The organism is Mycolicibacterium chubuense (assembly GCF_001044255.1).
In the GTDB taxonomy this organism is placed as follows: Bacteria; Actinomycetota; Actinomycetes; order Mycobacteriales; family Mycobacteriaceae; genus Mycobacterium; species Mycobacterium chubuense.
Genome location: NZ_JYNX01000060.1, coordinates 254,137 through 265,916, shown reverse-complemented (window position 1 = coordinate 265,916; position 11,780 = coordinate 254,137). Strand labels below are relative to the sequence as shown.

Genomic DNA, 11,780 nt, shown 5'->3' with positions numbered 1-11,780 from the left:
CCGCAGGATCAACGCGATTCCTGTGGTGGATCGGACCCTCGAGTATCAGGGCGGCCGTCAGCTATGGGCAACCACCTTCGCAATCCGCCTTCGAGGGCTACCGTGCGATCCATCGGCACTGGATGGAGGCATCCAGGCCCAACGTGCGATGAGGTGATGTCACGTGGGCAGAGGTGGGCTGGCGCAGCAGCGGACGCGCACACTCGACGAGTCCCTGCTCGTCGACGACGAGGAGACAGACCGGCCCGTCCTCGACTTCCTCAGAGCCACACCGGGCCGGATAGCCTGGTCAGCGGTGGTTCTGGTCGTTGCGCTGCTGTGCATCGGCGCGGCCACATCTAAGACGGTTTACGACCGGCAGGGCCAGCTCGAGACCCTCCGATCACGCACCGAACCGCTGGCGGACGCAGCACAACGGGTCTACAGCGCACTCTCGTTCGCGAACACGAGCGCGGCCACCGGGTTCTTGTCCGGTGGCGTCGCTCCCCGCGACGTTCGCAGTGGGTACGACGCCGCCGTCGGACAAGCTTCTGCCGGCCTCGTCACCGCCTCTAATGGCGTGCTGCCCAACGATATTCATTCGCTGAGAATGCTGACCGACATCTCCAATCAACTGGCGGTGTACACCGGGATCGTAGCGACTGCTCAGGCCAGCAACCGCGCCGGTAACCCGATCGGAGTCGCCTATCTCAACGAATCGTCGGCATTGATGCAGAAGGGCATCCTGCCGGCCGCCGGACAGTTGTACGCCAGCCAATCCGATGCCGTCACCACGTCGGGGCGCTCCATCGGCCCGCTCCGAGTCGTGATCGCGGTGGCCCTACTCGTGCTCGTGTTGCTGGTGCTCTCCCAGGTGATGCTTGCCCGGCGCAGCCATCGTCGGTTCAACTCCGGACTGCTGCTCGCGTCGGCGCTGATGGCGGTGCTCGTGGTGTGGTTGTCGGTGGCCGGGCTGGTGTCTACGCATGCCGCCGGCAATGCGCGGACGCAGGGCGGTGAGCCGATGAACACCGTGGTCCAAGCACGGATCCTCGCGCAGCAGGCCCGTGCGGAGGAGATCCTCGGGTTGCTCAAGCGGGGCTCCGATTCGATGTCCGACATGCGATTCGGTGAGCGGACCGCACAGATGGGGTGGCTGCTCGACGAGCACAGAGTTGACGGGGCGGCGGACGCACTACACCGCTGGATGCGGTCGCATGAGGAGATCCGGAGCAAGCTGGCCGGCGGTGACTATGGCGGCGCAGTGGCGATCGCGCAAGATGACGCGCCGCAGCACTCAACGGTCCTGTTCACGCAATTGGACACGGCGCTACGGGACGAGATCACCGAACTGCGCGAACGGCAACGCGACGGGATCGCACAGGCCTACACCGCGCTGAACCTCCTTCCGTTCGGCGCGGCGGCGATCAGTGTGTTCGCTGCGCTGGCGGTGGCCGCCGGCGTCGCGCCACGACTGAGTGAGTACCACTGATGCGTACGATCGCGACCGTCCTGATAGTGGTGTCGGTGCTGGTCGCCGGCTGCGCAACGGTGCAGCCGCTGACCGAGGTGGCCGCCTCGCTCACCACGCGGCCGATGCCCAGCGGGGCTGAGGTGGCGCCGTCCGTCTCCGGTGCCGCGGTCGAGAGTTGCGATGCCACCGCGAGTTTGCGCCCGTCTTCTGAGCCCGAGCCCACAGTCGATGCGATCCGGCGGCGCGGCCGGGTGGTCGTCGGCGTCGACCAGAACAACAATCCGCTCAGCTTTCGCGATCCGGTGACCGGCGAATTGGAGGGCTTCCTCGTCGACCTCTCCCGCGAGATCGTCCGGGACCTCGTCGGCGATCCCGACAAGGCCGATTTCCGTCTGGTTTCCGAGCCCGACCGCATTCCCGCGGTGCAGAACAAGACCGTCGACATCCTGGCGAAAGCGACGACGATCACCTGTCCACGTGCCGAGCAGATCGCGTTCTCCACGGTGTACTTCGAGGGGAGCCAACGGCTGCTGGTGCCACGAGGGTCGCCGGTGCGGGGTCCGGCCGACCTGGCAGGCAAACGGATCTGCTCCGGACTGGCGTCGACATCCATCGCCACCGTTGCCCGGGTCGCACCGGCGGCGACCATACTCGGTGTTCCGAATATGGACGACTGCCTGGTTGCGCTTCAGCAGGGGCAGGCGGACGCGGCGAGCACCGACGATGTACTTCTTGCGGGCATGGTCGCCCAGGATCCCAATCTGGAGATCGTCGGGCCGCCTCTGGAAGCAGAGCCGTACGGCATCGGTATCAACAAGTCCCAGGACGACCTGGTGCGGGCGGTCAACGCCAGCCTGAACCGGATCCGGAACGACGGGACCTGGGTGGCGCTGTACCGGAAATGGCTCACTGCGCTCGGCCCCCCGCCCACGCCCCCGGAACCGAAGTATCGGGATTGACATGGAAGGGACCGAGGGAACGCGCGCCGTTCTGGTCACCGAATCGGAGCCGGCCAGGGTCGAGCCGACCCGCCCGCGACTGCGCACGGGTCGGCGGCGGATCGGCGGCGGCCTGGTCGAGATCCCGATTCGCGAGGACATCGAGCCTGCCAGCGCGATCCTCACGAATCCTGTTCTGGCCGAATCGAAACGGGAATGCAGCAGCTGCAGGCATCCGGTGGGACGGACTTCCGGCGGCCGGCCGGGGGCCAGCGAAGGTGTATGCCCCCACTGCGGCACGTTGTTCTCGTTCACACCGCATCTGGAAGCCGGCGAGATGGTGGCCGATCAGTACGAGGTTCAAGGATGCATCGCCCACGGCGGCGTCGGCTGGATCTATCTGGCGATCGATCGCAACGTCAGCGATCGGTGGGTGGTACTCAAGGGTTTGCTTCAACCGAGCGGACAGCAGGCGCAGGCGATCGCCGTTGCCGAACGCCAATTCCTGGCCATGGTCAACCATCCCGGCATCGTCAAGATCTACAACTTCGTCGAACATCCGGGTTTCGACGGCCGCCCCGTCGGCTACATCGTGATGGAGTACATCGGAGGCACGACGCTGCAGGCCCTTCTGGCCACGCAGCGGGCGGAAACGCAGCAGGGCCAGGCCGAGCCGAGGATGCCGGTGGAGGAGGCGCTCGGTTACCTGCTCGACGTCATGCCTGCGCTGTCCTACCTGCACTCACTCGGGCTTGTCTACAACGATTTGAAGCCCGAGAACATCATGCTCACCGAGGACAACGTCGAGCTGATCGACATGGGTGCGGTTTCGGGTATCGGAGACTGCGGATACATATACGGCACCAAGGGGTTTCAGGCGCCCGAGGTCGTTCGCACCGGCCCGACCGTGGCGACCGATATCTATACGGTCGGCCGAACGCTGGCTCAACTGACCGTCGATATGTCCGACAGCCGCTATGCGGAGACGTTGCCCAACCGCGACGACGTGGCCCTTTTCCAGCGTTATGAATCGTTTTACCGCCTGCTGGTCCGCGCGACGAATCCCCGCCCAGCTCAGCGGTTCTCATCGGCGGAAGAGATGGCCACCCAATGTCGGGGGGTGCTGCGTGAAGTCCTCGCGGAGCAGACCGGTGTGCCGCATCCGGGAACGTCTGTGCTCTTCGCCATGCACGGCTGCGAGTTCGGAGCGGATCTGGCGCCGCGGCGAACCGATGTCTTTGTCGATGGCCGCGTGCACATCACTCGGCTCGATGCCGGCGATGTCGCCCGTGCACTGCCGACCCCCGTCCCGACCGAGGGTCCGGAAACTGACTGGCGGATGGACTGGGACGACGGAATCGCCGCGCTGGACGGAAACCTCCAGGCAGCACTGACGTGTTTCCAGCGGGTGGTCGCCGCGGTACCCGGGGAAGCCGCCCCGAAGCTGGCGTGGGCCGCCACGGCCGAGCTGATGCTCGGAAGTGATGACGCGGGGGATGCCGAATCGTTGCGCCAATCGTGCGAGCAGTACTACCGGACGTTGTGGCGCACCGACCATTCGATGGTGAGTGCGGCGTTCGGGTTGGCTCGTCAACTCGCCGATCGCGGCGATCGGGCCCTTGCCATCGATGTGCTCGACGAGGTCCCGTTGACGTCGCGACACTACGGCGAAGCCCAGTTGACCGCTGTGTTGATGCTGCTCGACGGGAAACCTGTCGCCGACATCACCGAAGCCGATCTGCGCGATGCGGCGAAGCGAGTCGGCCAGCTGTCCGCGACGGAGCCGCGGGCGCTGCAGGTGGGTGCGATCGTGCTGGGTGCTGCTCTCGATTGGCTGCGCGCCGGCGCGACCCCCGCCACCGACGACTCGATCCTCGGGCAGGCGTTCGACGAAGAGGGATTGCGCATCGGTACCGAGTCAGCACTTCGAGCACTCGCGCGGCATTCGCCGCGCAGGCGCCACCGTTACACCCTGGTAGATCTCGCGAATTCGATCAGACCGCCGAGCTGGATGTGACGTGAGCCCAACGACGTTACGTCGACGATGACCTGCCGGGGGTGCGGCTGCGCGGTGGCTAGCCCGCCGGTGTCACGTCTGCCCCGGACCCCTTGATCGAGGCCTTGGCGCGTTTCTCCGCGCGCACGGCCTTCGTTCCGCGCACGTACCCGGTCGCCGACACCGCCGCGGCCAGCAGCGCGTCCTCTCCGGCGACGAACGGATGGAAGCCGACCCCGGCGCCGCCCCGGCCCTTGACCGGGATGTCGGCGACGTCCGTGACCTTCCAGGCCTTCCCGGAGATCGACAGGAGAGCTTCACCGTTCTGGCACGTCAGCGGCAGGGCGGCGATCACCTCGTCGTCATCGCCCGCCAGCTTGACGCCGGCGACCCCGTTGCCGGCCGCGCCCTGCGGATTCACCGCGGCGGGATCGATCCGCAGCACCTTGCCGCGTCGCGTCACCAGAGCCAGATGGGATCCGGGTGCGAGCACCCCCGACCGGACCAGTCCGGTGATGTCGGGCGCCACCGGGATGTCGCGGATCTTGAACGGCAGACCGTTGCCGTTGGTGAACTTCACCCGGCCGTCGGTCCAGACAGCCCAGCCCAGACCGGAGGTGAGCAGCTCGCCGTGGCTGTCGGAGAACACCCCGCGGTCATCGAGGCGCCAGGCGGGGTTGATCTTGCGCTCGCGGGCGCCGTCCTCGTCCGAGCCGGACACGGTCGGGGTGGCCTCGAAGTCAAGCACGGTGCGCCGGTCGAACTCCGCGCCCTTGAACAGCTTGGCGGTCTCCACCAGTTCCTGGTCGATCACCTTCCGGCGCGCATCGGGATTCGACACCAGTTCGGTGAGCTGTGCGAACTCGGCGTCGAGCTTCTCGGCTTCGGCCTGCAGTTCGATGACGTCGAGCTTGGTCAATCGGCGAAGTTGAAGTGCCAGCACGTAATCGGCCTGTTCGGTGTCGATACCGAACCGCTCCTTCAGGCCTTGACGTGCGTCGTCGACGGTGTCGGAGCTCCGTATGATCGCGACGGCAGTATCAATGTCGAGGTGGATCGTCATCAGGCCGGCCACCAGGTGGCGCCGCGCGGTGACCTTCTCCAGGCGATACTCGCTGCGCCGCAACACCACTGAGTCGCGCAGGTGCAGGAACGCGGCGATCAGTTCGCGCACTGACCACCAGCGGGGCACCCGATCCTCGTCCAGCGCGACCAGGCTGGCGGCGAACGTGGACTCCAGCGGCGTCAGGGCCAGCAGCTGGTCACGGATGGTCTCGGCGTTGTGCCCGCGCTTGGCGGTGACCACGATCCGCAGCCCGTTGCGCCGGTCGGTGAGGTCGGACATGTCGGCCACACCCGCCATCTCACCGGACTCCACCAGGGCCCGGATCCGTTCCTGCACAGTGTTGCTCGCCACCCCGGGCGGAAGCTCGGTGATGATGCAGTTCTTGCCCTCGACCGACACCGTGCCACGGACCGTGAACGCGCCTCGACCGGTGGTGATGTACTCGCGCAGCCCGGCGGTGCCGACCACGGAAGCTCCGCATCCCCAGTCGGGCCCGGGAATCAGCTTGAGCAATCGGTCATCGGTCATGTTCGGGGTCTTCAGCAGCGCCCGGCAGGCGGCCATGATCTCCCGCGGATTGTGCGCAGGCACCTTGGTGGCCCAGCCTTCGGCGATGCCGACCGCGCCGTTGCAGAGCAGCACCGGCCACTGCGCGGGCAGCACGGTCGGCTCGATCCACTCGCCGTCGAACGTCGGGACCATCGGCACCGCGTGGTCGTTGAGTTCGGCGGTCAGTGCCGCGCCGGGTGCCGACAGCCGCATCTCGGTGTAGCGATCGGCCGCCGGGATGTCACCCTGGATACGGGGGAACGCACCCTGTCCGTCAATGACTTTCACGCGCTGGAACTCTGCGGCCATCAGTGCGGCGGCACCGTACATGGACGCGCCGCCGTGCGGATGCAGATTGCCGGTGACCGCCGAGCAGACCTTCGAGGACTTCTGCGGCTTGTTCCCGGGCAGCAGCCTCGAGTCGTGCATCTGGTAGAGCAACCGCCGCTGGCCGGGCTTGAGACCGTCGAAGGCCGAGGGGATCGCGCGGTCGCTGACGCTGTACAGCGCGAAGGTCAGCTGGTAGTGGTTCCAGTAGTCGTCGGCGCTCTGGTCGAGCACCAGGTCGGGGTTCTGGTCGGGAACGTCCAGGGTGGCGGTCACGTGTTCTCCTACGTCAGATCCAGAGCGGCGGTGTCGACCCGCGCGGCGATCTCAGCCATCCAGCTGCGCCTGCCCTCGGGGGGCCCACCGAACAGGGTGTGGTGCAGTTTCGGGTCGCCGTCGTCGAGATGGACGCGAATGACCGTGCGGCGCTGCGGATCCAGCACGGTGTTCCAGAAGTCGTCGGCGTCCATCTCGCCGAGGCCCTTGTTGCGCTGGACCTCGACTTTGCGGTTGGACGCGGCTTTCAGCTGCGCCACCGCGGCGTCGCGTTCGGACTCGTCCTGACAGTAGATGCGCTGCTGACCGTCTTTGACGACGAACAGCGGTGGCAACGTGACGTAGACCATGCCCGCTTTGACGAGCGGCCGGTAGAAGTCGAGGAACATCGAGATGAGACTGGAGTTGATGTTGCCGCCATCGGGATCGGCGTCGGAGGCGAACAGGATCCGGTCGTAACGACACGACTCCGGATCGCAGTTGTCGCGAACCCCGCAGCCCAGGATGCGCTCGATCGAATCGAATTCGTCCTTGGCACGTGCCTTGTTGACGGTGAACCCGTAGACGTTGGGCGGCTTGCCTTTCAGCGGGAAGGCCGCCTGGAACGTGGCGTCGCGCGCCGCCTTGATCGTGCCCAATGCCGAATCGCCCTCGCACAGGAACAACTCGGCGCCCGATCCGCGCCCGGTCTCACGGCTGGGGAGCAGCTTCGGCGGCAGCGACAGATTGGTGCCCAGGCCTTTGGCTTTCGACGCCGCCCGCGACCGGGCCTTGGCGCCCTCGGCGCTGCGCCGCGCCCGGGCCGACTCCAGGGCCAATGTGGTCCACAGCGACACGGCGTCCGCGTTGCCCGGGTTGGCCGCCCAGATGGTGACACTGCGCGCCACATCGGGGGCCATCGCGACGTTCAGCGAGCGCGAGGACACCGCAGTCTTGGCCTGCGAGTCCCACGACACGTCGGGGGCGCGGGTGTCCACGGCGAGCGCGGTCACCGCGGCGAAATCCTGCGCCTCCGGGCCGTCTTCGCCCTTGGCCAGCCCGAGGTCACGAATACGGGACGCGCGATCGGCCAACGCCTCCGACAGTCCTTTCACCGCAGCCGTCAGATGGGATCCGCCGCCGGGGGTGCGCACCGTGTTGCAGAACGCGGCGACCGTGGCGGGCTCGGCGGGGCCGGCGGTCAAGGACCACCGGAACGGCGTCGGGCCGCGGCCGGTGGTGTACTCGCCGCGGCCCTCGACCACCGCGCGTACGCCGGGCACGGGAGTGCCCGCGGCGGCGCACATGAGGTCGAGCAGGGTGTCGGTGCCCCACGGGCCGCTGAACGCCTCGAGCAACTCGGGCCGGACCTCGTCACCCGGCCACCCCTCGTCGATGACGGTCAGGTGCACCCCGGGGGACATCCGGGAAGCCGCGTGCGCGCGCAGCAGCACCTCGTTGATGTCCACGCTGCTGTCCGGCACGACGGCGGGATCGAACAGGATGCGCACCGTGGTGCCGTGGGCATCCGGCTTCCGGTTGCCCGAGCCGCGCAGCTTCTGCGTGTCGGCACGGGTGAACGAGGCATCCGGGTCGAAGTCCTTGCCCTCGAACACCCCGGGGTAGCCGCCGCCGAAGCTCTGCAGGTAGGTCTTGCCGGCCCGGCGCACGGTCACGTCGGTCCGCGCGGAGATGAACACCGCGGCCGCCGCGCCGATCCCGTTCAGGCCGGCGCCGGTACTGGCCGCGTCGGAGTGCGCGGAGAACTTGCCACCCGCCCGCGCGGTGCCGAGCGTCTTGACGATGCCGTTCTTCCCGTTCACCGGGTCGGTGTCGACGGGCAGGCCGCGGCCGTCGTCGGCGACGCTGACAGACCCGTCGGCGTGCAACGTGATGGTGACGGTGGTTCCCCCGTGGCTCGGGTCGGCAACCTCCTCGATCGCATTGTCGACGATCTCCCGCAGAGCGGTGTTGAGCACGTCGAGCCCGAGGTTGACCGCCGGTCGCAGGCGTGTGTGCTGGACATCGTCGAGCTCGGTGATGTCGGCGGCGGTGTAACTCACTGCGCGCCCCTTTCAACGGTCATGGGTGTGCCGGAAATCGTAAACGGCGGGACGGACATCATGGCTCAGCCGCGGCGGAGTGGGAGGCCCCTCCTGCGGGGCCGGGCGCCTAGCCCTCCGACGGGGGGAGCCGGCGTCGGCCGTCTTCTCCGCGAATTGCGCTGTACGACTGCTGCTTCGGGAGTTCGGCCGAGCTGGGCGCGGCCTGTGCCACGGGTGCCACGCGGGTTGCCGTGACCCACCTCTCACCCGCCACGGCGGTGGCCTCGGGAGGCTCGACGGACTCCTCGGACGTCACCGCGACCCGGTGGCTGCGCCGCAGGCTGAGGTGGATCTCCTCGGTCTCTTCGAACACCTCCCGCGCGGTGCGGAGCGGCTTGGTCGTCGTCTCGATGGCGGTGGCGACGATCGGCGGTACGAACGGACGCACCCAGCGCAGCGCCGCTCCGGCGACGTCGGGCACGGAGGGCAGCACCGACCGCTTGACCGGCCGCGACTCCCGCACCGCGGGCACCCGGTCCGACGCCGGTGCCGTCGTCGGGGCGGCCTCGAGCTGAGCCGGCGGCTCCGCCATCGTCTCGGGGATCCGCTCGGCGGACACCGGTGTCGGCGCCGCCAGGGCAGCCTCGACGCGACGGCGCTGCGCCTCCCGGTCGATCTCCGCCTGCGCGGCGACCGCCATCTGGGTGCTGGCGAGTTCCTGCTCGGCCCACATGGTTGCGACCGTGGCGCGTACTTCCGCCCGCTTGAGGGCTATCGCGGTGTCGGCCTCGAGGTCTGCCCGCTCGCGCTCGGCCGCCGCCGCCGCGCGGCGATCCGCGAGGGTCTTCTCTCGCGCGAGCCGAAGGACCAGCGGCACGAGGAACACCACCACGAACACGCCGACCGTCACGGCGCGCAACACCATGGCCCCCGGACTGGCCAGCGTGTGGGCGTTCATCGCCAGCCACCGCGCACCGAACCCACGGTCAGCACCGGCAATCGCGGCGTCGCGCGCCGCCGTCAGCGCTCGTTCTCCGTCGGCGATCCTGGCATCGAGTGCCGGTGCGAGCCGGTCACGCTCGGATGTGGCGCGTTCCAGGTCGCGTTGCGTGTCCGCGAGGAACTCGTCCGCGGTGCGGTGCTCGGGTCCCGCGCCCGGCACGCCGGTGATGCGTGTCCGGGGACACTGCGGCGCGGCGCTGAACTCGCAGCGGGCGATGATCAGCGCCTGGTCGCGCTGCCGGCCCGCCTCCGCGACGGCGTCGTCGAGGGTCGACCGCGCTTGCCTGGCACGGTCCAGGTCGTTCGTCGCCGCGACCACCGCGGGCGCCGAGGTGGCGCTGCGCGCGGCCTCCTCGTCGAGCGTGCGGTCGGTGGAGCCCGCGAAGATCAGCATGGCTGCGAGCTCGCCGACGACGATGCCCGCCACCACTGCGGCGATCGCGTAGGCGAGCCCGCGGGGCCATTGCGTAAGAGAACGGAAATGCTTGTCAGACATCGAAACTCCATGAGTTCTGGCTCATTGTGAGACGCGGCGGAGCGTCACGCCGGCGTGAGTGGAGGCCATCCTCTCATATCGTCGCGTCCACCGTCGTGTGCGCTCGCACGGTGTCGTGACGGCGCCGCCGGGGCCGTCCGTGAGCCGCGCAAACGAATGTCCTCAACCCAACGGTTGACAAAGGGGCGGCGATCGCGCATGGTCGTACTCAACCGAAAGGTTGAGGACGTTCATGACCGAGGCATTGTCGAAAGTGTTCGCTGCGCTGGGTGATCCGATCCGGCTGGACATGGTCGCGCGCCTCGCGACGGGCGACGCGACGGTGAGCGCGTTGGCGCAGCACTACGACATCAGCATGCAGGCGGTGTCCAAACATCTGAAGGTGCTCGAAAGCGCCGGACTGGTGAGCCGGTCACGCGCGGCACAGACCCGGCCGGTGCACCTCGAGGCGCGGGTCTTCGACCTGATGGACAAATGGATGGAGCGCTACCGCGTCCGGGCCGAGGAGCGCTACCGGCGGCTGGACGCAGTGCTGGCAGAAATGAACGACGAGGAAGAGAAACCACGACGGAAGGGCAACGCATCATGAACGCATCCGGCACGAACATCTCCGACGCCGTCATCGAGGCGGATCCGAACGTCCCCATCATCCGCATCACGCGCGACTTCCGCGCCACCCCGGCCCAGTTGATGCGAGCCCACATCGATCCGGAACTGTTCGCGCGCTGGGTGGGCCCGGACGGGATGGACACCACGATCCTCGAGTGGGACGCCCGAAACGGCGGCTCATGGCGTTACGTCGCCTCCCGCGACGGTATGGACTTCGCGTTCCGCGGCTGCTTCCACACCGTGGGCGAGGACGTGATCGTGCAGACGTTCACCTTCGAAGGTCAACCCGATGACGTGTCGCTGGAGACGCTGCGGTTCGAAGATTTGGGTGACGGGCGCACGCGGTTGCACGCCCAGTCCCTGGTGGACAGCTTCGAAGGACGCGACGCCTGGCTGCGGTCAGGAATGGAGACCGGCGTCAACGAGGGTTACGCCAAGCTCGACACGTTGGCCGGCAGCCTCTGACATGACGCTGTCGGTGTGCGACCTCGACCCGGCGGATCGTCACCGGTCGGTGTCCGCGCACTTCGCCGAACACTGTGCAGCCGTGACCGATTGGCATGCGCCGACACCGGTGGCGGGGTGGCGTACACGAGACGTCGTCGAGCACCTCATCGGATGGTCGCGCGAGTTCCTGAGCGTCGGCGGCCTCGTACTGTCTGCCGACCTGCCGCGAGGCGACGATCTCGGAAAAGCGTGGGGTGTCCACTGCGCCGAGGTGCAGGCGTTGCTCGACGGGCCGGAATCGCGAGCTCCGTTCACGCACCCGTACGCGGGCACCCACGTACTGGCCGAGGCCATCGACCGCTTCTACACCGCCGATGTGTTCATGCACACCTGGGATCTGGCGATATCGGCCGGCCGCGCCCCGCAGCTGGACCCGCAGTTCGCGGCGACACTCGTCGACGGGATGTCGGCCATGGACGACGTGCTCCGATCTTCGGGACAGTATGGTCCGGCCGTCGCCGTTCCCACCGATGCAGATCCGGTCACGCGCCTGGCGGCATTCATCGGACGCGATCCCCGCTGGCGGCCCTGAAGCCC

Annotated in this window: 9 protein-coding genes; 6 read left to right on the top strand and 3 right to left on the bottom strand. The window is 68.0% G+C overall.

Features of this window, described 5'->3' with window-relative positions; all coding sequences use genetic code 11:
• Positions 1 to 163: 163 nt before the first annotated feature.
• Genes MCHUDSM44219_RS22080 through MCHUDSM44219_RS22070 form a run of 3 tightly spaced genes read left to right on the top strand, consistent with a single transcriptional unit; the run spans position 164 to position 4,408 of the window.
• The gene (locus MCHUDSM44219_RS22080) at positions 164 to 1,471 is read left to right on the top strand and encodes a GlnX family signal transduction membrane protein (RefSeq protein WP_048420354.1); all 1,308 of its coding nucleotides are present in this window, start codon (positions 164 to 166) and stop codon (positions 1,469 to 1,471) included.
• Positions 1,471 to 2,412 carry a glutamate ABC transporter substrate-binding protein gene (locus tag MCHUDSM44219_RS22075; RefSeq protein WP_048420353.1) on the top strand — a complete coding sequence of 314 codons (942 nt, stop codon included), beginning with the start codon at positions 1,471 to 1,473 and terminating at the stop codon, positions 2,410 to 2,412. The genes MCHUDSM44219_RS22080 and MCHUDSM44219_RS22075 overlap by 1 nt, the downstream gene beginning before the upstream one ends.
• A 1-nt stretch (position 2,413) precedes the next feature.
• The gene (locus MCHUDSM44219_RS22070; protein WP_048420352.1) at positions 2,414 to 4,408 is read left to right on the top strand and encodes a serine/threonine-protein kinase; all 1,995 of its coding nucleotides are present in this window, start codon (positions 2,414 to 2,416) and stop codon (positions 4,406 to 4,408) included.
• A gap of 58 nt (positions 4,409 to 4,466) precedes the next feature.
• Here the strand turns inward: MCHUDSM44219_RS22070 and MCHUDSM44219_RS22065 are convergent, their stop codons facing one another.
• The 3 genes from MCHUDSM44219_RS22065 to MCHUDSM44219_RS22055 all read right to left on the bottom strand — a co-directional run bounded on the left by MCHUDSM44219_RS22065 (position 4,467) and on the right by MCHUDSM44219_RS22055 (position 10,127).
• The gene (locus MCHUDSM44219_RS22065) at positions 4,467 to 6,605 is read right to left on the bottom strand and encodes a DNA gyrase subunit A (protein WP_048420351.1); all 2,139 of its coding nucleotides are present in this window, start codon (positions 6,603 to 6,605) and stop codon (positions 4,467 to 4,469) included.
• A gap of 8 nt (positions 6,606 to 6,613) precedes the next feature.
• Complete coding sequence (locus MCHUDSM44219_RS22060; protein ID WP_048420350.1) at positions 6,614 to 8,647, bottom strand: toprim domain-containing protein; 2,034 nt, start codon at positions 8,645 to 8,647, stop codon at positions 6,614 to 6,616.
• 109 nt (positions 8,648 to 8,756) lie between these two features.
• On the bottom strand, positions 8,757 to 10,127 hold the full coding sequence (locus tag MCHUDSM44219_RS22055) for a DUF4407 domain-containing protein (RefSeq protein WP_082162325.1): 1,371 nt from the start codon (positions 10,125 to 10,127) through the stop codon (positions 8,757 to 8,759).
• A 232-nt stretch (positions 10,128 to 10,359) separates the two neighbouring features.
• Between MCHUDSM44219_RS22055 and MCHUDSM44219_RS22050 the strand changes: the two genes are divergently transcribed.
• Genes MCHUDSM44219_RS22050 through MCHUDSM44219_RS22040 form a run of 3 tightly spaced genes read left to right on the top strand, consistent with a single transcriptional unit; the run spans position 10,360 to position 11,775 of the window.
• Positions 10,360 to 10,716 carry an ArsR/SmtB family transcription factor gene (locus MCHUDSM44219_RS22050; RefSeq protein ID WP_048420349.1) on the top strand — a complete coding sequence of 119 codons (357 nt, stop codon included), beginning with the start codon at positions 10,360 to 10,362 and terminating at the stop codon, positions 10,714 to 10,716.
• Positions 10,713 to 11,201: an SRPBCC domain-containing protein gene (locus MCHUDSM44219_RS22045; protein WP_048420348.1), complete on the top strand. Its 489-nt coding sequence runs from the start codon at positions 10,713 to 10,715 to the stop codon at positions 11,199 to 11,201. The genes MCHUDSM44219_RS22050 and MCHUDSM44219_RS22045 overlap by 4 nt, the downstream gene beginning before the upstream one ends.
• Before the next feature lies 1 nt (position 11,202).
• A complete protein-coding gene (locus MCHUDSM44219_RS22040; protein WP_048420347.1) occupies positions 11,203 to 11,775 on the top strand; it encodes a maleylpyruvate isomerase family mycothiol-dependent enzyme in 573 nt (190 codons plus the stop codon).
• Positions 11,776 to 11,780: the final 5 nt, after the last annotated feature.